Origin of the sequence: Alteromonas aestuariivivens, assembly GCF_003367475.1 — a bacterium.
Taxonomy (GTDB): domain Bacteria; phylum Pseudomonadota; class Gammaproteobacteria; order Enterobacterales; family Alteromonadaceae; genus Alteromonas; species Alteromonas aestuariivivens.
Map to the genome: position 1 here is coordinate 272,499 of NZ_QRHA01000003.1, position 25,031 is coordinate 297,529.

22 protein-coding genes are annotated in these 25,031 nt (G+C 50.9%); 16 read left to right on the forward strand and 6 right to left on the reverse strand.

Annotated elements, in window-relative coordinates; genetic code table 11:
- Positions 1–13: 13 nt before the first annotated feature.
- The 8 genes from DXV75_RS05615 (at position 14) to DXV75_RS05650 (ending at position 11,335) form a co-directional block, all read left to right on the forward strand.
- Positions 14–574 (forward strand): metal-dependent hydrolase, encoded by a 561-nt coding sequence (locus DXV75_RS05615; RefSeq protein ID WP_115592404.1) that lies wholly within the window; start codon positions 14–16, stop codon positions 572–574.
- Positions 571–1,731 carry an efflux RND transporter periplasmic adaptor subunit gene (locus tag DXV75_RS05620; protein ID WP_115592405.1) on the forward strand — a complete coding sequence of 387 codons (1,161 nt, stop codon included), beginning with the start codon at positions 571–573 and terminating at the stop codon, positions 1,729–1,731. Before DXV75_RS05615 ends, DXV75_RS05620 begins: the two co-directional genes overlap by 4 nt.
- On the forward strand, positions 1,706–3,181 hold the full coding sequence (locus tag DXV75_RS05625; RefSeq protein ID WP_115592406.1) for a flippase: 1,476 nt from the start codon (positions 1,706–1,708) through the stop codon (positions 3,179–3,181). The genes DXV75_RS05620 and DXV75_RS05625 overlap by 26 nt, the downstream gene beginning before the upstream one ends.
- A complete protein-coding gene (locus tag DXV75_RS05630; RefSeq protein ID WP_115592407.1) occupies positions 3,181–4,473 on the forward strand; it encodes a hypothetical protein in 1,293 nt (430 codons plus the stop codon). Before DXV75_RS05625 ends, DXV75_RS05630 begins: the two co-directional genes overlap by 1 nt.
- Before the next feature lie 121 nt (positions 4,474–4,594).
- Positions 4,595–5,782 (forward strand): hypothetical protein, encoded by a 1,188-nt coding sequence (locus DXV75_RS05635; RefSeq protein ID WP_115592408.1) that lies wholly within the window; start codon positions 4,595–4,597, stop codon positions 5,780–5,782.
- Positions 5,772–7,379 carry a glycosyltransferase family 39 protein gene (locus tag DXV75_RS05640; RefSeq protein WP_115592409.1) on the forward strand — a complete coding sequence of 536 codons (1,608 nt, stop codon included), beginning with the start codon at positions 5,772–5,774 and terminating at the stop codon, positions 7,377–7,379. Before DXV75_RS05635 ends, DXV75_RS05640 begins: the two co-directional genes overlap by 11 nt.
- An 11-nt stretch (positions 7,380–7,390) precedes the next feature.
- A complete protein-coding gene (locus tag DXV75_RS05645) occupies positions 7,391–9,427 on the forward strand; it encodes an alpha/beta hydrolase (protein ID WP_115592410.1) in 2,037 nt (678 codons plus the stop codon).
- A 507-nt stretch (positions 9,428–9,934) separates the two neighbouring features.
- Complete coding sequence (locus DXV75_RS05650; RefSeq protein ID WP_115592411.1) at positions 9,935–11,335, forward strand: cytochrome-c peroxidase; 1,401 nt, start codon at positions 9,935–9,937, stop codon at positions 11,333–11,335.
- Between the two features lie 152 nt (positions 11,336–11,487).
- Here DXV75_RS05650 and DXV75_RS05655 read toward each other — a convergent pair whose 3' ends face one another.
- The 5 genes from DXV75_RS05655 to thrS all read right to left on the reverse strand — a co-directional run bounded on the left by DXV75_RS05655 (position 11,488) and on the right by thrS (position 15,588).
- Complete coding sequence (locus tag DXV75_RS05655) at positions 11,488–12,198, reverse strand: SDR family oxidoreductase (RefSeq protein ID WP_115592412.1); 711 nt, start codon at positions 12,196–12,198, stop codon at positions 11,488–11,490.
- A 154-nt stretch (positions 12,199–12,352) separates the two neighbouring features.
- Complete coding sequence (rplT, locus tag DXV75_RS05660; protein ID WP_115592413.1) at positions 12,353–12,709, reverse strand: 50S ribosomal protein L20; 357 nt, start codon at positions 12,707–12,709, stop codon at positions 12,353–12,355.
- A gap of 17 nt (positions 12,710–12,726) precedes the next feature.
- On the reverse strand, positions 12,727–12,924 hold the full coding sequence (gene rpmI / locus DXV75_RS05665; protein ID WP_075609147.1) for a 50S ribosomal protein L35: 198 nt from the start codon (positions 12,922–12,924) through the stop codon (positions 12,727–12,729).
- A gap of 115 nt (positions 12,925–13,039) precedes the next feature.
- The gene (gene infC, locus DXV75_RS05670) at positions 13,040–13,579 is read right to left on the reverse strand and encodes a translation initiation factor IF-3 (RefSeq protein ID WP_115592414.1); all 540 of its coding nucleotides are present in this window, start codon (positions 13,577–13,579) and stop codon (positions 13,040–13,042) included.
- 92 nt (positions 13,580–13,671) lie between these two features.
- Positions 13,672–15,588, reverse strand: coding sequence for a threonine--tRNA ligase (gene thrS / locus DXV75_RS05675; RefSeq protein ID WP_115592415.1), 1,917 nt, complete (start codon positions 15,586–15,588; stop codon positions 13,672–13,674).
- 282 nt (positions 15,589–15,870) lie between these two features.
- Here thrS and DXV75_RS05680 point away from each other — a divergent pair, with 282 nt between their 5' ends.
- From DXV75_RS05680 to DXV75_RS05690, 3 genes are read left to right on the forward strand one after another with little or no spacing between them, the layout of a single operon-like run.
- Positions 15,871–16,749: a fructosamine kinase family protein gene (locus DXV75_RS05680; RefSeq protein WP_115592416.1), complete on the forward strand. Its 879-nt coding sequence runs from the start codon at positions 15,871–15,873 to the stop codon at positions 16,747–16,749.
- Positions 16,750–16,759: 10 nt separating this feature from the next.
- The gene (locus DXV75_RS05685; RefSeq protein ID WP_115592417.1) at positions 16,760–17,509 is read left to right on the forward strand and encodes a pteridine reductase; all 750 of its coding nucleotides are present in this window, start codon (positions 16,760–16,762) and stop codon (positions 17,507–17,509) included.
- 28 nt (positions 17,510–17,537) lie between these two features.
- Positions 17,538–18,536, forward strand: coding sequence for a DUF3080 family protein (locus DXV75_RS05690; RefSeq protein WP_181898366.1), 999 nt, complete (start codon positions 17,538–17,540; stop codon positions 18,534–18,536).
- A gap of 8 nt (positions 18,537–18,544) precedes the next feature.
- On the opposite strand, the gene DXV75_RS05695 is transcribed toward DXV75_RS05690, so the two are convergent.
- Positions 18,545–19,585: a mechanosensitive ion channel family protein gene (locus DXV75_RS05695; RefSeq protein ID WP_245953131.1), complete on the reverse strand. Its 1,041-nt coding sequence runs from the start codon at positions 19,583–19,585 to the stop codon at positions 18,545–18,547.
- Between the two features lie 223 nt (positions 19,586–19,808).
- On the opposite strand from DXV75_RS05695, the gene DXV75_RS05700 reads away from it, so the two are divergent.
- From DXV75_RS05700 to DXV75_RS05720, 5 genes are all read left to right on the forward strand, one after another.
- Positions 19,809–20,627 (forward strand): MurR/RpiR family transcriptional regulator, encoded by an 819-nt coding sequence (locus DXV75_RS05700; RefSeq protein WP_115592419.1) that lies wholly within the window; start codon positions 19,809–19,811, stop codon positions 20,625–20,627.
- A 111-nt stretch (positions 20,628–20,738) separates the two neighbouring features.
- Positions 20,739–21,299, forward strand: a complete 561-nt coding sequence (locus tag DXV75_RS05705; RefSeq protein ID WP_115592420.1) for a DUF924 family protein — start codon at positions 20,739–20,741, stop codon at positions 21,297–21,299.
- A 120-nt stretch (positions 21,300–21,419) separates the two neighbouring features.
- A complete protein-coding gene (locus DXV75_RS05710) occupies positions 21,420–22,604 on the forward strand; it encodes an amidase (protein WP_115592421.1) in 1,185 nt (394 codons plus the stop codon).
- Complete coding sequence (locus DXV75_RS05715) at positions 22,601–24,190, forward strand: gamma-glutamyltransferase family protein (protein ID WP_115592422.1); 1,590 nt, start codon at positions 22,601–22,603, stop codon at positions 24,188–24,190. Before DXV75_RS05710 ends, DXV75_RS05715 begins: the two co-directional genes overlap by 4 nt.
- Positions 24,191–24,204: 14 nt before the next feature.
- Positions 24,205–25,023, forward strand: coding sequence for a sulfite exporter TauE/SafE family protein (locus DXV75_RS05720; RefSeq protein ID WP_115592423.1), 819 nt, complete (start codon positions 24,205–24,207; stop codon positions 25,021–25,023).
- The last annotated feature ends 8 nt before the right edge of the window (positions 25,024–25,031 follow it).

Below are 25,031 nucleotides of genomic sequence, written 5' to 3' on the forward strand. Positions count from 1 at the left end.
AGAGAGACATACTGTGGCAACACCTTTAGTACATGCATGTGTAGGCGTCACGCTGGTAGCCATACCACTGTTGACCAATAAGCAGCATTTTAACCTGCCCATGCCCAAAGTGATCGCAGGGTCCATACTCTTTGCGTGCCTGCCAGACCTGGATCTGATTTACTCCTATTTACTCACCGGTGACGCAATTCGCTTACATTTCAAACATACGCATACACTGGTATTTTCTCTGATTTCAGGCTGGTTGGTGTGGTGGTTTACCAACACCAAGCTTGCCCTGGCAGCCACCTTACTGGTTCTCAGTCACGTCATTGTAGATGGGCTTACTGGTCCGGAACTGGGCTTCTACAGTACGCCTGGCGTACCCGCTTTCCTGCCATTCAGCCAGCTACCGGTCAGCTTTCCGATGACCCTGTTCCATGGTGTGGAACACGATAACTGGTTTAGTCAGAACAACCTGATAAATGCGGTATACGACATCGCTATCTATGGGCCAATACTAGCCATAAGTTGCTGGTGTCTGATCCGCAGAAAGACGTTGGATTCATTCAAAGATAGGGAGCAAAAAGGGTGAAAACTGTCATTCATTATTTTGTTAAAGTGATTATCCCCGCGACCATTATATTAATCTTGCTCGCAATGGCGTTTCTGTTGCTCAGAGAAATGCGCCGTCATTCCAATATTGTTAACGCCGACTCCGCCCGACAAGCCGGCCAACCCCTTCCGGTCAGTGTCTACGAAGCCAACGTAGCTCCCATTCAGCCTCTGATTGTAGGCAGTTGTACCACTCAACCAAGTAAGACCGTGGAACTGGCCAGCGCCATCAACGATATCATCATCACCGGAAGTTATTTTGTCGAAGGAGATCTGGTTTCTGAGGGTCAAAAATTGCTTGAGCTGGACAAACGTCAAATACAGGCAAGCATCAGCAAGGCACAGGATCGTATTCGCTGGCTCAATGAGGAGATACGTGAGCGGGCAAGCCTGGTGCAGTATTACAAAGAAAACAGAGCCAGCGGGCAATCGCTGGAGATTGATTACCGGCGTGCGCTTATTGACCTGATACAGGCTGAAGGAGATCGTTCAACCGCTGATGAAGAGTTAACCCTGGCTCAGGTTGATTTGGAAAAGACCGACATAATCTCGCCCGTCACCGGGCGGGTGGATATCATAGCCGCCAAGGGCGAAGTCGCGCGGGTCAACCAGACTGTAGCCACTATTACTGTAGTCAATCCCATGGTTGCAAATTGTGTGTTTGATACCTCTGACTATCAGTTTTTGATGGCAAAACGCAATGAAGGCGAAGTTGTCCTGAAAGGTCTGGACGGTTATCAGTTTTCAGGGCGCTTTTTGCAGGAAGCGCCATTGGATCCGGAAGCCGAACAAATCGATAACCTCAACTGGTATTTCACCATCAACAATGATCATCTGATGGTACAAGCCAATATGACCGGCTTCATTCGATTTACGTCCACCGAAGAGGTACTGCGCATCCCTGCAGTTGCACTGCTTAACCAAAATCAGAACCAGGCTCAGGTATTCAGGGTTAATGATACGACCGCTAACCTCGTGACAGTAAATACCGGTCAGCGGGCCAGCGGTTTTGTTGCCATAACCAGTGGTCTGGAACCCGGTGACAGAGTGGTCGTAGCGGGCCAGCTTGACTTGATCGACGGCGACTACGTAAACCCTATTGACCCAAGGGATGTCACATTCAGTTATGGCCAGTAACCGTCGCCTGCTAAAAAACTCCGCCGCCGTCACGCTTAGCGTTGCCATAGGAGGTATTCTGGTTTTTCTGGCCATGATAATTCTGGCCAGATACCTCGGTGTGGAGGATTTTGGAATTTTTTCCACCCTGTTGGCAATCGTCAGTCTGATTCAGCTGTTCGCCGATGGCGGAATGGTAAACATCACCATACGGGATGTTGCCAGAGATAATCAAAGCCTCAACAGGTACATTGGCAGCACATCCATCGGCTTAATCATGGTTTCTGCCTTACTACTGCTAATCACCGGGGGGGTTGTTTATGTGGCTGACATACCCAGTAAGGTGGGTGTATCTCTGTTGCTAATGTTACTGGCACAGCTTTGTGCTCTGCAGGGCCTGATTTTTGGTGCTGCAATAAGGGCGATGGAAGACATGGAAATCACGGCATTTATTGGCGTTGTACATAAGCTGATGCTGGTAGCGGCCATGTGGGGCACATTGGAACTTGGTGGAGACCTGACAGCGGTATGCGCCGCAAACCTGATAGTCAACCTGATTCAGACTTTATGGCTACAGTGGGTAGTGCACCGAAAGTATGGTGCGCTGGTGTACCGATTTGACCGCACGCTTTGGAAAACCGTATTTAAGGATTCCCTACCCCTGGGGATCTCCATGGTACTGCGTAAGCTGACTGTGCATCTGGACATACTCCTGCTGTCTGTCCTGGCGACGGTTTTTGCCGTTGGCCTTTACAGCTCCGCCTACCGGGTTTTGCAGCTAATCGAAACGGCTTCAATTGCTTTTAGCGGCGTAATGCTTCCGGTTTTGTCACAGTTGGCTGTTCAGGACAAAACCCGGTATGCCGGTATGCTCAACAATGTACTTACCTTTATGCTTGCCGCAGCAATCCCCCTTGCAGCATGGTTATGGGTTGCGTCTGACAACCTGGTTCTGGCACTTTACGGAGAAGACTACAAATCAGCAGGGCAGGTACTGCAGGTTCTGGGTATCGGCTTGATTGCACTGATCCCCGCCTCCCTGTTACACCCTGCGTTTGCGGCCATTAACGAGCAAAAGATTTTGATGAAACTGGCGATTGCCAGCCTGGCGCTGAACTCAGTACTGGGAGTTATTCTAATTTGGTATTTCAGCTATCTGGGTGCCGCAATTGGCACTGCAGTCACCGAATGCGTGGTATTTTTCACCGGTTTAGTCATTCTCGGAAAGCTGGGTTATGGATTCCGTAATCTAAGCAAAGTCCTCACGATCCTGTTGTCTGTATGCCTGACAATGCTCGTGTACCAGTTGCTTCCTCAGCAGGCCGGGCTGCTACCGGAATTACTCAGACTCAGTGCCTGTATCCCCGTTTACCTGATGTGCCTGTTCACATTGCGGGTGTATTCCATTCGGGATATCCAGTTGATGCTTAAAAAGCCGAACGGCAATGAGCAACCCGTGGTGAATTCCTAATGCGAACGAATACGCTTGACCACCATATTCAATACAAAAAGCTGGGAGCCGCCCTGCTCTTTTTAATGATTATGGCGATACTGATACTGATTCTGCGTCTGGATTGGCTAAACATGCCTTTGTCAGCCAATCACGTGGGTGCAGACATCAGGCTGTTTGGTCTCTCCATGCCAATAATCGTGCTGATCGGCTATCTGTTGGCGATAGTTCTTGGACTGATGCATTTTCAACTGGGGCTACCATTCCTGCTGTTACCCCCGCTACTTGGGCTGTGCTGGCCAGTCATCATTGCTAATGAGACTTCAGGCCTGCTGCCTACATTTTTTGAGGAAGCTCGAGCCCGCTCTCTGGTGGAACAGGTTTTTCGCCTGCAGGTACAAAACAATTTCAACATGCAACCAACCTACACGGCAGTGTACGATGTCCGGAGTGTACTGGAGCGCACGGTAGCTATCCTGAGCAACCTCAGTTTTGGCTGGTACGCGTTTGTCATCATGGGGCTTTTGATGCCTCTGGTATTCCGTCTGATAACACAGAAAAAGCAGCGCACCACGCTGTACTACCTGACGGTCGGCCTGGTTGTGATGATGATATTCAGCTTCTACTATGCCCGCGACCCCTATCGGTTATCAGGCATCAGCGCGGACGCTTCACGCTCTGTCCAACTCATAGAACACTGCGGACAAAAACTCAAAGAAAATCCCGAGCTTTCCCAGTCTGACTATTTTGTTACCCAGTGCGCCCGTGCTTACTCCAATTACGCCGGTTGGGCTGGCCCGGTTTCCCATATTCCGGTCATCTACGACTTTATGGGCAACAATAACTTTTTGTATCTTTCTCAGCACCAGTTTGCGGAAATGGAGCAAAGGCTCACACCACTACTCTACCTTCCGGTACACAATGATCTCGATAAGATGTTTCTGCTGTTTGCCATGCGTCACTATCGTATGCTGCAAAATATTCGCGCGCTGGACGCCATTAAGAAGCAGGATTACAACCTTGCGGCCAATATGCTTACCAACACGGCCTGGTTCAGGGAAGATGTGTCGTCGTGGATCCTGTTTGGATACGCGCGATCCAAGCAGGGCCAGTTACACGACACCATATCCAGTTTCGAAGAAGCCGTTCAGGAACTGAACAATCACACGGTCATCGCCAATCTGTACTGCACTCTGGGTGATACCATGGTCAGCAATACCTACTTCGAGCAAGCCCGGTATTATTATCAACAGTGCATCGACTTTGACAGCGAAGGGAATTATTGGGCCGTAAGCGGATTGGGAGGGACCTGACGTGAGCATCCGGCTTCTACTGCTTTATCTTCTCGTTTGTATAGGTTTTCTCTCCAGTTTGAGTGATATTCTCACCCACTTCACAGAAAAACCGCAGTGGCAGACACACTCGGGTATGTGGATGAAAACGGCAGGTAACTCAGAACAGCTGATTGCCAGAGCGCGCCTTACCGTTACCCAGCATGAGAAAGCTGTTTTTTTGAATCTCGCATCCAGAGATACAGCCGAGCTATATCTCAACGGTGACAAAATATGGCGAAACCCCGCTGCCAACGAATATCTTTTGGGCAAATTTGATTTGACGCCTTTCGTTCGTCCCGGTGCCAATATGCTGGTGATCAAAGTATTCAGCAACTCGCATTCCTCACCGGCTCTGCTACAGGCGTTCGTTGAATCTAAACGAATGGGTTCAAGCGAGGTTCAGCCCGTTGCTTTGCAGTGGGAAGTCGCCGCTAACGCACAGAACAACCAGTATCTGGCGCCCTGGGGCAAGCACGTTTACGGAAGCGGCAACTGGGCCCCCCCGACCCTTGTAAAAATGCCCGATAGCTTGGCCCCCGGTCATTCCGGATTCCCGGTTTCCACCAATACAGGTAACGCCATGGGCGACTGGTTCTGGTCAAACAACCCCATCGACCAGACCCTCGAATTGAACCGTTCACTGTTTGTATCACAAGGTGATGAACTGTACATGGGTATCGCCATCGATGGTTCCTACGAGATACGTATCAACCAGGCAACGGCAGCCATATTTGCCGGTCACCCCAACGCGGTTCAGTATCACGATCTGAGCAGCTTTCTGCGACGGGGGTACAACCGTATCGACATTTATCTGCAGTCCAAGGTGTTTCAGCCACAGGCCGCCATCATTGGCTACCTGTATACTTTGGAGGGCCAGCAGGATCTATCTCAAATCGAGTTTTGGGAAGCCGACCACGAAATTCTCTATCATGGCAAATTGGCTGAGTCCCCTCCCGGCGTTCGTTTTCGCCCTGTAAAACAGGCAACTCTCAATTCCCGGGTCATCGTAACAAACCTATTGGTCAACGCATTCCCTTTGATACTGGCGTTTCTTTGTTGTGTCCTGATTAAATCTCTCTTACAGGGGTTTAAAATTCGGGACAGCATTGAATCGATTACCGGTGTCGCACTGGTCCTTTGTCTGGGCGGGATACTATTGATGCTGCTGCAAATAGCGGGGCTGGCTTTGCCTACTATTTTGCTTCCTTACATCGGTCTTTTCAGTGCCATGCTGCTGTGTCTGTCATTGCTGGTAACCAAACAGGAGAAGATCACCGATGGAAACTAATCCCCAGGAGTTACTGCAAAGAAGGCTAAAATGGCTTGCAATCACAGTGATTGTAGCAACATCTTTTTTTCTGCGATTAAGTGTGATTGACGAACGCTCAATCAGCCAGGATGAGTCAACCATGGTGTTGTTCGCCGAAGGCATTCTGTCGTCCACATCCCCGACTTTTCCAACCATTAATCAAAATAATGGTTTGTTCGCTATGTCTACATACGAACTGGTTCCATTTCCGATTGCCCTTTCCATGGCGTTCCTTGGAAAGTCGGAATTTGCTGTCAGAATTCCCGCACTGATTTTCTCCAGCCTTACCGCAATGCTAATTGTGCTTGCGGGAGAACGATTTCACAGTCTCAGGGCCGGGCTTATGGCTGCGGGCTGTTTTGCAGTATTACCCTGGGCAATCTACTGGGGCACCAATGCATTTTACCCCTCACAGTTGCAACTGTTGACCCTGATCACAATGCTGGTGCTGCACGCTATCCTTTTACATGGCAATACCCGGCCAAAATTATTCTATGCCATAGCACTTTGCGTCATCACAACCTACCTCACCTGGGAAGGCTCCGGATTTTTGTTGCCAGTATTTTTCGTTGTTGCAATTATTCTGACATGGGGTCGATGGAACTGGCTTAAGACGATTCATGCCTGGATAGCCGCAGTCATCATTGTTGTGCTTTTGGTTGTTCAGTTAACCTGGCGTACCGTATTACGTGCGCCCTACACAGGGCTTGGCACAAGTCGCTCTGATGTGTCGTTTCTCGAGCCTGCTTATGAGGCCTATTCGTTCGACCCAACCTTTTATATAACCGCTCTCACCACTCCTGAAAGCCTGCTTATTCTGCTCGCATTTGCGATGGGCATTTATGTGTTACGTAAACAATGGAGCCCCATGTTTCTGGTAATGACAGTGAGTTTTGCCATATTGCTACTCACCACAATGCTGGGCTATTACGCCCTCCGCTATGTCTATTTTATGCTACCGGCCATACTGATTGTGGCTTCCTGCACGTTGATTGAAATAACCCGGCCCATCGGTACTCTGGCGCTGAGAGCTGGCATGAAACCCAAGTATTTCCAGGCTCTCTCATTTGCCCTTGTGTTTGGACTCACCGTATACATCAGTTCCCCCTGGGGATTTAAACTCTATGAACGATCGCGGTTTGGTTTTTCCCCCCATGAATTGAGCTACGAATCCAAAGGGTTTGGATTCAGGAGCATTTATCAGGCATTCAACCATTATTACCAGCAAGGTGACTTAGTGGTTATCCAGGCTCCCTTTCCATTCATGTTCTACACCACGCTGACCGGCGATCACTATATCCAGCAAGGGACCTCCACAACCGTAGTTTATTACCCGGATGCCATGCCCTATTATCTGGACAAATGGATAGGTAATCCGGTTATACAGGACCGGTTCACGCTTAAAGAAATCCTTCACAAACATCGGCGTGTCTGGTTTTTATTCGCACCTTCCGGGGCGTCATTATCCAGTGCCGGAGAAGACATGGTGTCCTATCTCGATCAGCATACCCGAACCATGTGGGAGATATCAGACGGAAAATTGATGCTGTGGGAGAACCCCTACTTCATCCAATAGGAATAAAAACATTGAAGAAGGTAATTCACTGGCTTGCTTTTCTTGTTATTTCGTTTCACACGCAGGCTGACGTGCCTGGGGGTATTTACGTCCTCATTCCACCAGATAAAGCCATACCGGAGCGATTGCTTCAATCTTCGCAGATTACCGGGATGGTAATTCGGGCAAACTGGCAGGAAATTTATGTATCGGAGCAGGAAATTGATGTAACTGAGATTAAGCTGAAACTGCAACAAATCACCAAAGCAGGTAAAGCGGCCAGCCTTGTCGTCAATAATGGAGGCCTCAATACACCTGAACAAATTCAAAAAGAAATCAAAAACTGGCTGCAATTCAGCAACAAAAATCGCTTTCATGACACCCATAAACAGGATGTGGGGATCCCGCTTTTTTGGGATGAAACCCTGTTGAAACACAAAACCAATCTGCTCCGGCTGCTGGCCCGTGAACTGGCCGGGTTCAAAGCCCTGAAACTGATTTCGGTTCAATGTGCAAATGCAACAACCGACGACTGGAACGTCCCGCCCAATCTCCAGTGGAATCAATCCCGATTCGATGACGACAAACTGTTCTTCGCCTGCAAAAGCCTGATTGACAGTGCAGCAACACTGTTTCCAACTGCTGCTGTACGTATGGCCGTTGGTCCAATTCAACCCCCTCTGATGCGGGACCGATACGCACTTGCCCGACGTATATACCATTATGCCAGCCAGACTTATCCGGGAAGGTTTTACATACAGCGACACAATCTTTCCACCACAACGCCGAACCCAAACGAAACCCGACGATTAATGGGATGGCAACTGATATTTGACGCCAGACCGTACGCTGCTGCACAATTTCTCTGGCCTGTATCGGACACCAAAAGTTGCCGTACAAACGGACAGATTTCCCCCTGCGACAGCCTGACGATGCTGGATGATATCTACAACCTGATATCGGGCTACAGGCTGCATTACCTGGAAGTATATGCCAGTGATGCACTGCGATTCGCCGACAAGCCCCAGTACCAGCAATTCACCAAAATGTTCGACGGTACTGGCACAATCACTGCCACCCAAGTGCCCGCTGTTTCAGTAAACTCAGCGGCCATTTCCCCAGATTCAACCCAGCAGGGCAACCCCATGCCAGAGCACACCGATCAAAAAGACCATCAGCAAGCCGGCCAGCTTCCGTCTCCGCTGGATAGCCTAGCCCCAGGGGATTCCTGGGGAAGATGGAAAAATCAAGTCGGAGAGAGACCACTACCCAGATTGGTTTCACACCTTACTTTCAAAAGTGAACTACTCAAAACCGAGGTAGGATATACCCTTTACTTACCCAAAAACACCAGCAATCAGGCACTGCCTGTCATCTACTGGCTGCATGGCAAAGGGGGGAATGAAATACGCGGGGCATACATCCCCCAATACCTTGAAAAAGCAATTCAAAAAGGAATTATCCGCCCTACTGCCATGGTGCTGATCAATGGTGGTCTGCATTCGTTTTACAGTAACAGCTTTGATGGCAAACACCCGGTTGAAGACATGCTGATTCAGGAGTTAATTCCCTTGGCAGAGTCCCGGCACTCCATTGGAGGAAATCCCGATATGCGGATGCTGGAAGGTTTTTCAATGGGGGGATTCGGAGCCTTGAAACTGGCAGCCAAATACCCTGATTACTTCAATTCGGTGCAAACGTACGGCGCCGCCCTGCTCAGTGAACAATTCATGCCATTCAAGCAGGATGCTGCTGCCTATCAAAACGTATTCAGCAGCGACCCGAATTACTTTATCCTGAATTCCCCCTCATACTGGCTGAAACACAATGCAGATAAAATCCGTAAAAGGCATCTGGCAATAAGGATGCTGGTCGGCAGTAAGGACGGCACCAGGCGCTACAATGATGCTGCTCATGAAGCACTGCAAAAACTGGGGTTAGAACATGAATACGGCAAACTTGAAGGGGTCGCCCATACACCTCGTATGTACTACGAAGCAGACCCCTATGGCAGTTTTGGATTTCACGAGCAAGCGCTTAGGATGAGGGAAAGCGACCATTCATTTTGACAAAACCCCATACCGCAATAATTAGTATCTTTAATCACAAAAACAAACACATAGAAAAAAGATCAAAAAAAAATTCAAACTTTAGTCGAAAAAAGTGAAATTGGTCATTTAGCTATTATACTGGAGCTAAGCAGACATTTTTTAGCTCGCCTTCCTGTTCTGAGCGCAATGTTTGCATTGCTCGTAACCCGCGGGCACTCCCAGATGCAATGTTTCCGATGTCCGGTCAAAACTGATGTACCGTCTGCGGGTACAACTGATGTTTTTAATAATTAACCGATTGTTACGACCACCTGAATAACCACACTACGATTGAGAAACGACAAAACAGGCCAAAGGATTGGTAAGTTGAAAATTTTCCTGCGTTGAACCCGATTCACTGACACTGCTTTGTGTCGGCAATAATTCTCATGCTTGATATTTGTAGTTTAGGGCTTTTCAGACCCAGCTCATGTTGAAGTCGTAAAATTGAGCTCCGTAGCATTTTAATGACACGAGGAGAGAAACGTGTATCCAAATGCAAGCGACACACCCAATACTCTTGAGCCAAAGCCTCGTTCTCTGCTGAGGCTGGTCAGGGCTCCTGTACTCGCAGCCCTGGCAGGGCTTTCGCTGACAATACAGGCAGGTCCGCTCCCCCCACCGATATCCGTCAACGATTTCTACGCCAACGCCAATCCCCCAGCTGACCAGGTTGAGCTAGGTAAATTGTTGTTCTGGGACAAGATCTTAAGCGGCAATCAGGATATTTCCTGCGGCACCTGTCACAACCCCACATCGGGTACCGGTGACGGTCTCTCTCTGGGGTTGGGAACTGGCTCAGAAGGGCATGGTATGATGCGTACTACCATCCATCTTCCGCCAACTGACTCTCGGGCCCGGGGGCGCATCGTGCGAAACGCACTACCTCTTTATAACCTGGGCTGGGAAGGTTTTGAAGTCTTTCAATGGGACGGTGATCTGATAGTCGATCCCAGCGAACCAACAGGATTTGTTAATCCATTAGGAAACAGTTTTCCAACCGGATTCCAGAACCCTCTGGCTGCACACAACTTCCTGCCACCTGCACAGCCGCGGGAAATGGCCGGCATTGACCCGGCCAATCCCATCGCAGCGCTGGGTCTGGCTCAGGATATGTTAGGTGTCTGGGACGCCTACACTGCCCGTCTGGCAGCCATTCCTGAATACGTTGATTTGTTTCGTTCAGTCTACAGCGACGTAAATCAGGGCTCAGATATTACCGTAGTGCATGTAACCAATTCGCTGGCAGCCTACCAGATTAAACACTTCACCTCGGTTAACAGCCGGTTTGACACCTACCTCAGGGGCAACCGGGGAGCCCTGACAGGCCAGGAACGCCGTGGAGCGGATTTATTTTATGGTAAAGCCGGTTGTGATACCTGTCACTCAGGGCCACTACTGACAGATCAGGACTTTCACGCAATCTCCATTCCCCAAATCGGTCCGGGACGGCAGTTTGGATTTGGAGGGGTAGATAATGGTCGCATGCGCAACAGCGGGAGACTCGCAGACCAATACAAGTACCGCACACCGTCGCTTCGCAATGTAGCGTTAACGGCCCCCTATGGTCATGATGGTGCCTACGATACCCTGGAAGCCGTCGTACGCCACCACCTTAATCCCGTTGTATCATTAAACGGCTATAATACCGACGAAGCTGTACTACCTGACAGCGATCGAATGGGTGATTTGGATTTTGTCGAACACAATAATGCTGGTGCCAGAGCAGACCGTGCATCACAGAATGAATTGGATCCTGTTGCCCTGACCGCACGCGAATTACGAGACCTGATGAGTTTCCTGCAAACTCTCACCGACCCCGCTATGCTGGACAAGCGGGACGCTATTCCAAAGCGGGTCCCCAGTGGACTGCCGGTGTTTGATTAAAGTAAGGATACCAGCAAACGCCAGCCAGAAGATTGAGCGCTCAGCTTAACATTCTGATGCAATGGAAAACGCCAGCGAGAGCCACTTTTAACTCTCGCTGGCGTTACCTATCTGGAAAGATTGATACTTCTCGTCTGCACAAAAAGCCAGCTTTAAAAGCCCCACATACCAATATTGTCAATTTTAAGACGTCTGGGCTGCTGCAACAGATAAAGCACCATTGACGCGAGATCTTCATTCTGGATAAGGCCATTGTCGACCGCGTCCTGGGGTTGTTTCTGCGATTGGATCAATGCCGGATTGAGTGAATGCACATGAATGCCATATTGTCTGACTTCTTCCTGCAGTGCTTTACCCAATCCCACCATGGCAAATTTGGATGCACAGTAAACACCGGCATTGGCATAACCGTTCAAGGCAGCCTGAGAAGCAATATTAATGATGTAACCCTCGCGGCTTTCAATCATGTGCGGCACCACCGATTTGCACATCAGATAAGTGCCTTTGACGTTGGTGTTCATCACCTCATCCCAGTCCTGTTCCGCAGTTTCCCAAACCAGAGTTTCCTTCCCAAAACCACTGTTATTAATGAGTACCTGCACCGGACCAAATTCACCAATCACAGCATCAATAAACGCTTCAACCTGAGCCGCTTGACTGACATCACACACCCTGCCAATGATATTGCCGGGGTGCGTTTGCGAGAATTCAGCAACGGTTTCATCAATGTGCTTCTGGGTTCTGCCACATATAGCCACCTTCATACCCTGGTTCAGCAGATACTCCGCAAGGGTTTTCCCCAACCCCTTACCTCCGCCGGTGACAACCGCCACTTTATTGGTTAAATCATATAGATGAGACATCACTCCCCCTGCTTAATATTGATATGAATGAAAACGATCGATGATAGTGTAGCTTCTGATGCCGAATGGGCTGCAAGCTAGATTAGAAACGAAAAACGGCGAGCTTCCTGCTCGCCGTTTCCCGAAAGAACTTAAACTTAATTTAGTTAAAAAATTAAGCTAATGCGCCTTTAGCCGCTTCGACTAATGCGCTGAATGCTGCTTTGTCATGTACCGCAATGTCAGCAAGGATCTTACGATCGATTTCAACAGAAGCCTTTTTCAGACCATTGATGAAACGGCTGTAAGAAATGCCATTCTGACGTGCAGCAGCGTTGATACGTGCAATCCACAGTTGACGGAATTGACGCTTACGCTGACGACGGTCACGATAAGCATATTGACCAGCTTTGGTTACAGCTTGCACCGCTACGCGATAAACGCGACTGCGGGCACCGTAATAACCTTTTGCCTGCTTGAGGACTTTCTTGTGACGAGCACGTGCAATAGTACCGCGTTTTACTCTAGCCATTATTCAGTCTCCTAGTCTTAAACGTAAGGCAGCATGCGCTGAACCAGTTTGGTATCAGAGTCATGAACCAATTTCTTGCCACGCAAATGGCGTTTACGCTTACTGCTCTTCTTGGTCAGAATGTGACGCAAGTGAGACTGTTTGCTTTTAAAGCGGCCAGAGCCCGTTTTCTTGAAACGCTTGGCGGCACCACTGTTCGATTTCATTTTAGGCATTGCTAAAACTCCGCATTGTAAATATCAACCTTCGGATGTGCAGTCATCGTTGGGCTGGTTAATGTTTGCAGCAGGGTGTTTTGGGGTGCAGATTCCCAAAAACTTTAAACCACTACTACTTCTTAATTGGGGCGAGCACCATGATCATTTGCCGGCCTTCCACCCGTCGGGGGAAAGACTCGCAGTTGGCAACGTCTTCCAGATCGCCTTTAACGCGATTCAAAAGTTCGATACCGATCTCCTGGTGCGCCATTTCACGTCCGCGGAAACGGATGGTTACTTTGGCTTTATCACCACCTTCCAGAAAGCGACGCAGGTTGCGCAGTTTTACCTGGTAATCGCCTTCATCAGTGCCAGGGCGAAATTTAATCTCCTTGACCTGAATTTGCTTCTGTTTTTTCTTCTGCTCTTTCTGAGCTTTACTTTTTTCAAAGAGGAATTTGCCATAGTCCATAATTTTACAGACTGGCGGCTCAGCATTGGGACTGATTTCAACCAAGTCGAGGCTCGCCTCTTCGGCCGATTGCAAAGCTTCATTCAAGCTCACAACCCCTACCTGCTCACCTTCTACACCAATAAGTCGTACTTCTCGGGCTTTGATTTCATCATTAATGCGGGCTTTATCACCCTGAGCCTTGTTGTTAGCGCCTTTAATGTGCTATTCCTCCAAAAATCTTAATCATAAAGTCCGCTTCCCGGTTCCAATCGGAAAAGCAGACCGCTTCATGCGTATCGCATGATAAATCGTTACTTAATGGCTTTATCGGCAATTTCTTGCTTTGCCATTCCTATAAAGGCTTCCAGGGTCATTTTACCCAAGTCTTCGCCTCTGCGGGTACGCACCGCTACTTCGCCGCTCTCCATTTCCTTGTCGCCTACGACCAACATGTACGGGATGCGCTTAAGCGTGTGCTCGCGGATTTTAAAGCCTATCTTCTCATTTCTCAAGTCAGACTTTGCTCTAAAGCCCATTTCCTGCAGTTTTTTCACACAATCTTTAGCATAATCGGCTTGATTGTCGGTAATATTCATCACCACAATCTGCTGAGGCGCCAGCCACAACGGGAAATATCCGGCGAATTCTTCGGTCAGAATACCGATAAAACGCTCAAGAGAACCTAGAATGGCTCGGTGAATCATCACAGGAACCCGGCGCTCACCGTCTTCGGCGACATAACTGGAGCCCAGGCGCCCAGGCATGGAGAAATCCAACTGGATGGTGCCACACTGCCAGGCCCGGTCAAGACAGTCATGCAGGGTAAATTCAATCTTAGGCCCATAAAACGCGCCCTCACCCGGCTGGTAGTCAAACTCGATGTTATTGGCTTTAAGTGCTTCAGCCAGTGCCGATTCGGATTTATCCCAGATTTCATCTGAGCCCACACGTTTTTCAGGGCGGGTTGACAGCTTCACTGCCACCTTTTCAAAACCGAACGCTGCGTAGGTCTCGTACACCATCTGAATACAACCGCTGACTTCCGCAAGGATCTGCTCTTCGGTACAGAAAATATGAGCATCATCCTGAGTAAAACCACGCACCCGCATAAGACCGTGCAAGGCGCCGGAAGGCTCATTACGGTGACAACAGCCGAATTCCGCCATTCTGAGCGGCAGATCACGGTATGACTTCAGTCCCTGGTTGAAAATTTGCACGTGGCCCGGGCAGTTCATTGGCTTGATTGCGTACTCACGCTTTTCCGATTCTGTGGTAAACATGTTTTCGGAATACTTGTCCCAATGGCCTGATTTTTCCCACAGGCTCCGATCCATCATCAGCGGGCCCTTCACTTCATCGTATCCGTATTCACGCAGCTTGCGACGGACAAACTGTTCCAGCTCGGTGTAAATCGACCAGCCATCGTTGTGCCAGAACACCATACCGGGCGCTTCTTCCTGCCAATGGAACAAATCCAGAGTTTTACCAATTTTGCGGTGGTCGCGTTTTTCCGCTTCTTCCAAACGGGTAAGGTAAGATTTCAACTGCTTTTTGTCTGCCCAGGCTGTGCCGTAGATACGTTGCAGCATTTTATTATTGCTGTCGCCACGCCAGTATGCACCGGCCACTTTCATAAGTTTGAAATGATGGCAGAACTTCATGTTTGGCACGTGAGGCCCACGGCACATATCGACGTATTCTTCGTGATGGTAAAGGCCAGGGAAACTGTCTTTGGGAATGTTTTCGTCCAGGATCTGAATTTTGTACGATTCGCCACGCTGGGCAAAGGTTTCTCTTGCCTGTGCCCAGCTGACTTTTTTCTTGATCACGTTGTAATCGGATTTCGCCAGTTCCAGCATACGCTTTTCAAGCTTCTGCAGATCTTCCTGAGTCAGCGAATGATCCATTTCCACATCGTAATAGAAGCCGTTGTCAATTACCGGACCAATTGCCATTTTCGTACCCGGCCACAATTGCTTGATGGCGTGCCCGATAAGGTGAGCACAGCTATGACGGATGATCTCCAACCCTTCCTCGTCGCGGGCGGTAATAATTTGTAACTGGGCGTCCTGTTCGATTAGCTCTACCGCGTCAACCAGTTCCCCATTCACTTTTCCGGCGATGGTAGCTTTGGCCAGCCCCGGACCGATATCTTGTGCGACGTCCATAACGGACACTGAGTGGTCGAAAGCGCGCTGGCTTCCATCAGGAAGGGTGATTACAGGCATTATTATTCCTTTACAGTGGTGACGCCTACTCTGCGCCACTTGTTCATAAAATCAAAACCCGACAACGGGCAAAAACGGCTTGGCCAGACTCATCCGCAATGCTTAAATCTGAATAAAAAGCGGGTAAGGGCCATCAAAACCAAAGGATTATAACGGCTGATATGACACATGCAATGAATTCCCGGTTCGCATGTAAGATCAGCTCATCAGGTATGGAACTAGCAATGGAGAAAAATTGGGTCATAATCAGTGTGGAACAGACCTGTTAGATTTATCTTCCACATGTGGCATTTCATCAGCGAACGTATCAGCGAGGCGACTGGAGCACTGTTTGTATGTCAAAGCCGAACCGAAGTTCAGGGCGGTGACACTCACCAATGCTACGTCATTCGTGACGATACCCACCGATATTTCGTCAAAGTTTGTGCTCAGCAATGCCATGGTCAACTGGCATGCGAAGCGGACGGGCTCAAGGCAATTGCCAAAACAGGGCAGCTGCTTACTCCCCCTCTAATTTGCCATGGCAGTGTGGAACTGGGGCACCAGGAGTCGGAGTACCTTGTTCTCGGATTTGTCCGGTTTATTAGCCCCGAGGCGTCACACTGGTATATGCTGGGAGAGCAGCTCGCACGGTTGCACCAGCAACCCACTGACGGTCAGTATGGATGGCGAACGGACAATTTTATTGGCAAGACCCGTCAGAAAAATCAATGGAATGGAAATTGGGCGTGTTTTTTCGCCGAACAACGTATTGGCTGGATGCTGGAAGAACTCGCCCGGCATAACCAACGACTGGTGAATATCGATGTCTTTATAACCCAGATTGCTCAGTTTCTCAGTTCCCACCGTCCTGAACCAGCCTTATTACACGGTGACCTATGGAGCGGTAACGCCAGCATTTGCAAGCGTGGCCCCATTGTGTACGACCCGGCCGTTTACATCGGCGATCGGGAAACTGACCTGGCCATGAGCGAGCTGTTTGGTGCCTTTCCGGCCGGGTTTTATCAGGGCTACCACGACACCTACGCCATTGATGGTGACTATGCAAGGCGCAAATCTCTATATCAACTGTATCATCTGCTGAATCACGCACTGATTTTCGGCGGACACTATCTGGCCTCCTGCAAATCTGCCATTATACACTTTCAGCAACAACTCTAGAGGTCACTGTTTGACTGTTTCCAATCCAGTAGTTCTGATCACCGGTGCAGCCAGGCGCATTGGTGCTACCTTAGCCCGGCATATGCACCAAGCGGGTTACCGGGTCATCATTCATTATCAGCATTCCGCCTCCCAGGCGAGTCTGCTGGCAGATGAACTCAATGCCCAGCGTCCTAATTCTGCGTTGACCCTTTCGGCAGATTTGTGCGACATAAACCAGGTCGAGTCACTTGCTGAGCGTGCAAGCACTGCGTTTGGACAAGTTGACGTGCTGGTAAACAATGCCTCTTCGTTTTACCCCACCCCTGTTGGAAATATAACCGCTCAGGACTGGCATCTGCTGGTGGGTAGTAACGTTCAGGGCCCTTTGTTTCTCAGTCAGGCATTACTGCCTTCCCTCAGGCGCGAGGGAGGGAGCATTATTAATTTGATTGACATGCACATAGACCGCCCCCTGCCGAAACATTCGGTGTATTGCCTGGCCAAATCGGCACTGGCTTCCCTCACCCGCTCGCTGGCCAATGAACTGGCTCCTGCAGTACGAGTCAATGGCATCGCTCCGGGCGCCATACTCTGGCCGGAACGTGAACTGGATGATGCCGAGAAAAATGCACTTCTCGCTACCGTCCCACTCGGCAAGCTGGGTGACCCCCAGGCCATCGCTCAGGCACTGGATTATTTGCTTAAAGCAGATTACGTCACAGGCCAGATCCTGTATGTGGATGGCGGCCGCAGCATCATGTCCAACGCCAGTGCGTGAGACACACTGCGTTTACCGGTATACCACTGTGTGTTTACTGGCTGTTTTTTTAAGCGGGTGTATTGCCAGTAAAGGGCTTGAAGGTGATACAGCAGAGTACCGCAAAAGACTGGCACGGGTATTGAGACTGGAGTTAAGCGAGCCATCTGAGGCGCAGATGTTAACCTTCCCAGACACCCGATTGATGCGACAGGACATTTCCGCCGTAACCATCAATCTTACCCAGTGGTACGGACTTCGAAGTTGCAGACTGGGCACATTAATCGCCGAACGCAATACAACGCTTGGAAAAACCGCCCCATCCTCACAACGCCTTATTTACGAGGCAAAACTGATTGAAGCTCTGCAGGATTGTCTGCTCGGGCAACCTCAACAAAGCGCGCAAACCCAACAACTCCGTGGTTGGCTGCGAACCAAGCTGGACCAGTATCCTGCCGTCTGGGCGAACCTTATTCAAACCAGCCCGGAGATGCGTCAGGCATTTACGATGGGGCACGACAATCTGGCCATAGCGCCCGGAGCCGGGGCTGATGCCAGTGTGAGAGCGCTTCAACTACTTGGCCAACAAAGGGAATACAACACCGTAACGGACAGAGAGCTTGAGCAACAACTCAAAACTCTGGCTAATGAACGGTTGCCTGCCACAATATGGCGGCTTCAGGCACAGCTTACTGCAGAGCTGGAAAACCTTAATAATCAATTACCACAGTTTTTCCAGCAACTTGCCTGCCCTGGCCGTAAGGCAAGTGAACAGGTGGAGATACTCAGAAATGTGTTTTATCTGTTTTTTATCCAGAAAATTCAGCCTGTGGCCAGCCGGTTGAACCACCACAGCTATCAGCTTAAGCCTGTTTGGCAGGCGTGGCTGAGTGACGATGCGCTGCACCCCGAGTTTCGCTATTACCTGAAATACCACACCGAAGAAGCGTTTACCGCTTATCAACAAGCCATGGCCCAGCACATCGAACTGTGGCAGCAGCTTTTTGCGCGCTGTTCACTATCTCCCCAGGCCCCAGCCTTACTCTGAACCATACATTACAGTATGTTGCCGCCCGCTTCCGGATCCCGTGATTTGGCCGCCTGCTGACGAATGGTCTCGTTGTCACTGGACACGTCTTCGTTTAACTGGGACTGGGTAGTAACTTCCTCGGGCGCGGTGCGCGCCCACTGCGCGGGAGCCTCTGGCTTGGCTGCAGGCCCAGCTTTGTCTTCAGATTGATGAATGACTGGGATCCCTTGCGGAAAAATAATCTCCCTGGCGTCATCAGGCATGCTGATCCCCTGCCGGGTGTACAAGGCCACCAATTCCCGCATCAGTACCGAGCTCATTTTCACTACGCTGGTTTGTTCCACATTGATCCAGTAATACACTTTGATATTGACCGTAGCGGACCCCAGACTGTCTATCAGCACCTGGGGTGCAGGATCATCCAGCACCTGGGGGCGGGACGCCAGCAAGTCCACAGCCAGTTGCTGCGCGACGGCAATGTCGTTGTCATAACCCACGCCAATGACAAACTGACCGCGCATTTTCGGGTTGGCGGTGAAGTTTTTAATCACACCTTTATAAATGCTGGCATTGGGGATCTGTATATGATTGCCATCAAAATCGACCAGTGTGGTGGCCCGGGTGGTAACCTTTTGCACAATTCCCATATGCTGGTTGATTTGTACCACATCATTCAGCTTAAAAGGCCGTTGCACAGTGAGTAACAAACTGGAGACAAAATTTTCTGCAATATCCCGAAACGCAAAGCCCAGAATAATACCCAAAATGCCGGTACCACTGACTACCGCCACGGCAAACTCGGTCAGTCCGGCCAGTTTAAGAAACAGATAACAGCCCATCAGTACAATCAGCACCGCTATCGTTCTGCGGGTTACCAGCCGCATCAATGCGTTTTGTGAAGAACGGAAAAACGGGCTCACCACCCAGGACGACAACGGGTTGGCCAAAAAAAGGGTAAGTAACAACAGCAACAACCCCAAAGCGATTCCGGGAAGTTGCTGCCACAACGACAGACCAAAATCATTCAGTAGGTCACCCATTTTTTGCCAGTTAGCGTTGGAGTCCACAGTAATTCCTCTCTAGATGAGTCGTTTTGGTTGTTTAACACCTGATGAAGATCTGACCGTGCGCGATATTGTTTTGTTTGTGTCCGGCACTTAAAAAGTGTAGTGCCAGATTATCGATCTGGCGCGCAACCTCAGGCCAAAACTCACTTATTCGCATTTTGGTTGGCAGCAGCGTCAGATTTCGCTATTTTGTTACCTTTGTGTATCGCGTTGGGCAGGGAGTATGGTGTCTCGCAAAAACCTTCTGGCACTGATAGAACAGCATTACCCGGCGCTACCGCCTTCTTCCCGCGCCATTGCCAACTATCTGCAGAAAAATCCGCTGGCGATGCTGAGCCAGTCAGTTGCCGACATCGCAGGCAATACCAGTACATCAAAGGCCACGGTGAGCCGTTTTTTTCGCCAGTTGGGTTTTGAGTCACACCAGGATGCCAAACAGAATTATCTCGCCCTGCGACAAAGCGGAGTTCCTCTGGAAACCGCCACCGCGCCAACGGATCAAGCCAAGCAGGAACTGGCAAATCTGCAACTTACCTATCATAACCTGGACAGTGAAGCACTGCAGGTCATTACCGAAAAACTGGCCACTGCCAGCCGGATCACCGTGATTGGATTTCGCAACGCCTACCCCATGGCATTGCATTTTCGCCAGCAACTCAAACAAATTCGTTCCACCGTGCGACTATTACCCCAGCCCGGGCAAACATTAGGGGAAGATTTGCTCGATATGGCCGAAGACGAAGTGATCATTCTGATGGGATTCAGACGTCGAACCCGAATATTTTCCTCGCTGGTGGAAATCCTCAAGGACCGGTATACCGTGTTGATTACCGATCCCACCGGCCAGGTCTACAACCAGAAAGTCAACCACCTGATTGTTTGCCACCTGGGCCAGGATTCGCCCTTCGACAGCTATGCCGCGCCCATGAGTGTAATTTCGCTGCTGTGCAACCGGGTCTACCTGCAGTTGGGAGACAGTGCCTTCAACCGTTCTGATCGTATCACCCGTGCCTATGACCAGTTAGGTGAACTGGAACCCTGAGCACGCTCACCGGGTCTATCCGGTAAACCGGCTTACCATTGTGAACATCCTGGTCCATACTGATTTATCAGAGCAAACATTGCACGAACCGAAAGAGACGAAAGGAGCGGTATGGGCTCACAGTTGATTACAGTCGAGGCGTCAGCGGCGATTCTGTCATTCTGGTTTGAAGAGCTGTGTGAAGAACACTGGTTTAAAGCGGATGCAGCGCTGGACGCCATGATTCGGGCGCGATTTCTGGCGGTGCACGAAGCAGCCTGCCAGGGCGAACTCTGGCCATGGCGCGCGACGCCGCAGGGCCGTCTGGCGGAAATACTGGTCCTCGACCAGTTTTCGCGCAACCTGTACCGTGATGACCCCAAAGCCTACGCCGCCGACCCAATGGCATTGGCGCTGGCCCAGGAAGCACTGAGTGTGAATGCCGACACAGCACTGGAGAACCAGCAAAAACTGTTTTTATACATGCCCTTTATGCACAGTGAATCTTTGGAGGTGCACGACATCGCGTATGAACTTTTCAGCGCCCCCGGCCTTGAGCAACACCTCGCTTACGAGAACCAGCATCGCAAGCTGCTGCTGGAGTTTGGTCGTTATCCGCAGCGCAATGCCGTGCTCGGCCGGCCTTCCAGCGAAGCTGAACTGCGCTATTTGTCTGCCGGTTCAAAAAGCTGACCCCATACCTTTTTTCGTGCGGTGGCAGCAAAGGAAAAAAGCACCGCCAAACACAATTGTTTCACTTGACTTAATTATGAAACAATTGTTTCATTGTGTTGTTATCCAACGGAATGAATCATGAAAACAACAGTACAGCCCAACCCCTTTATCCTCGTTACCCCCCCAAACCCAGAAAACGGAGCTAGTTCCTTACCGTTAAGCGGTATGCGACTGGCGGTGAAAGATTTGTTTCACATTGAGGGATTGGAAACCACTGCCGGAAATCCGGATTGGGCTCGTACTCACCCTTTGCCAACCCACACAGCCAGTGCAGTAGCCCGGCTGCTCGAAAGAGGGGCACATGTGGTTGGCAAAACCGTTACGGATGAGTTGGCGTACAGTCTTAACGGCCAAAACGTGCATTACGGAACCCCAGTCAACCCCATTACTCCCGACCGGCTGCCCGGAGGATCATCATCGGGATCAGCCGTGGCCGTTGCAGCAGATTTAGCCGACATTGGCCTGGGTACCGATACCGGCGGTTCCATAAGAGTACCTGCCAGTTACAATGGCTTGTTCGGCCTGCGCCCGACGCATGGTGCGATCGGCTGCGACAATATGGTTGCGCTGGCCCCATCCTTCGACACAGTTGGCTGGATGACCCGGGACCTCGACACCCTGGTCAAGGTGGCCGAAGCCATGTTCAATGGATCACTGCCCCGCTTCCATCAACCAAGGCTTGGGGTGCTGACTTCGCTGCTCAATCACGCGCAGCACCGGGAGCAGATAGAAACATGGCTTCAAGCCGACTCAGTTCGCGATGCATTTGAATCAATAACAGCGCTTTCAACTGATTGGGGCCCGGTTCCCCCCGGAGAGTTATTCCGGGTATTGCAGGGAGCTGAAATCTGGCAACAGCACGGTGAATGGATATCCGCAACCCAACCCGCGATTGCGGCAGACATCCGCAGCCGGCTGGATTGGTGCAAAACCATTACGGACCAGCAGGTTGAGTTGGCAAAGGCTGGCCAGGGTACAGTTATCAAACAACTGGATGCGCTATTCGGGCAGGCAGACATACTGCTGCTCCCCACTACCCCTGGGCTGGCACCAAAACTGGATGAAGCCCCAAAGAACCTGGTCAGCTATCGTAACCACCTGCTGAATTTCACGGCTCTGGCCGGGCTTGGCGGGCTGCCGCAATTACATTTGCCGGTATTTTCAGTATCCGGTGCACCTTGCGGAGTGTCCCTGCTGGGCAAAAAAGGCAGCGATCTTGCTTTGCTTGCTGTGGCAACTCAAATTCTGGAATTCGAACTATGACAAAAAAAATCGCCACAGGGTTTACCGCTCCCCACTATGCTGCCGCCCAGGTGGGCAATCAGGTTCTTGAGCGGGGCGGCACAGCTATTGAGGCGATGGTCGCCGCTGCCGCATCCATAGCGGTGGAATACCCGCACATGAACGGTCTGGGCGGAGACGGCTTCTGGCTTATCAGCGAACCGGGCAAAAAGCCTATCGCCATAGACGCTTCAGGCACCGCAGCCAGTGGAGCCACACCGGAGTTTTACGCCGGGCACAGCGCCATTCCAAGCCGCGGAGGTAAAGCGGCCCTTACCATGGCCGGCGCCGTTGCCGGCTGGCAGAAGGCTCTCGACATCAGCCACCAATGGCAGCCGGGCATACCACTGACAGAACTGCTCGATACCGCTATCAGCCAGGCCAATTGGGGCATTGAGGTCACCACCAGCCTTTCCGATGCCAGCTTCAAAACCTTTGAGGAACTGGGTTCCGCCGCCAACTTCGCTCCTTTCCTGATCAAAGGCAAGCCGCTGAAGAAAGGTAAAATCGTCAAGCTCACTCAATTGTCGGCGACCCTGCAACAGCTTGCCCACGCCGGGCTGAGTGATTTTTATCAGGGCGACATCGCTCAGCAACTGGCCAATGACCTGGCGGATGCCGGTTCTCCCATCACGCTGGAAGATTTTCACCAGTACCAGGCTTCTTTTGTAGAGCCCCTCGCGGTCACCACGTCCAAAGGCACACTCTACAACTTGCCTGCCCCAACCCAGGGTATTGCCTCGCTGTTGATTCTGGCCCTGTATGACCGGGTGTGGCAGCAGGGTAAATCCGACGCCGACATGGTGCATTTACTGATTGAGTGCACCAAACAGGCCTTCATAGCCCGTAACCGCTATGTGACTGACCCTAGCCGGCTGAGCACGGAATTGCAGGCACTCCTGAGCGATGATGCGCTCAGCCAAATGCTGCAGGCCATTGACTTGGAATCGGCTCAGACCTGGCCCCATCCGGCCAGACCCGGCGATACCATCTGGATGGGGGCGTGTGACAACCAGGGACGAATGGTCAGTTACATTCAAAGCCTTTACTGGGAATTTGGCAGTGGTGTGGTCAGTCCGTCCACCGGTATTGTATGGAACAACCGCGGCACCTCGTTCTCATTACAGCCCAATGATTTGCAAGCCCTGAAACCGGGCCTGAAACCATTCCACACTCTCAATCCGGCGTTTGCCGAACTGAACGACGGGCGCAGGATGAGCTATGGCACTATGGGTGGCGAGGGGCAACCACAAACCCAGGCTGCCATATTCAGCCGCTACGTATACCACAATCAGCCGCTGGCAAAGTCAATCACCCTCGGTCGCTGGCTGCTGGGGCGAACCTGGGGTGATCAAAGCCACAACCTCAAGGCCGAAACCGACGTGGCCGAGTATGTGGGTGAGGAACTGCTGCGCCGTGGGCACGAGATGGTCGTTGTACCACCGTGCAACGAATTAATGGGGCATGCCGGTGCCGTGGTTTTGCATCCAAACGGTTATACCGATGCTGCCACCGATCCGCGCAGCGACGGTAAAGCGTTCGCATCTTCTCTTGGGGACTCGTTGTAACTTAAGGAATTTCAATGGAATTTATAGCTGAACACGCCAGTACCTTTGTTGCACTGGCTGGAACCGGTGTGTTTGCCGGTCTGTTGGCAGGCCTGCTGGGCGTAGGCGGTGGCATTGTCATCGTTCCGGTACTGTTTTTCCTGTTTCAGGCGCTGGGAGTATCAGCAGACTCGGCAATGGTGATCGCCACCGCAACCTCACTGGCCACCATTGTCCCCACTTCGGTCAGCTCCATCCGCGCGCACCATGGGAAAGGAAATGTCGACTGGCCCCTGTTAAAACAGTGGGCTCCGTTCATTCTGATTGGCGTGCTGATGGGAAGTTACCTGGTCACCAGGGTGAAAGGGGAATGGCTGAGCATTATGTTTGGTGTTATTGCTACCTTGTCGGCCATCAACATGCTTATTGGCCGCAAGGATGCCCTGTTCAGCGGCCTGCCCGGGCGCACCGGCCAGGGCATCATGGCTGGCAGTATTGGTCTTTTCAGTTCGATGGTAGGCATCGGTGGTGGAACGCTTACCGTGCCCACGCTCACATTTTGCAACTACCCCGCTCACCGGGCGGTAGGTACGGCTGCTGCTGTAGGCCTGCTGATTTCCCTGCCTGCTGCTGTCACCCTGCTGTTTGCCGGTGCCAGCCCGCAAGACGCGCCGGTTGGCACTGTTGGACTAGTGAATCTGGTTGGATTTATCTGCATTGTACCGCTTACGGTGCTGTTCGCCCCGGTTGGAGCAGCGCTGGCCAATCGGCTGGATGCCGGCAAACTGAAAAAAGTCTTTGCCATCGTTCTCATTATTACCGGCGTTCGCATGCTGGCCCAATCTTTCGTTTAGGAGCAAAA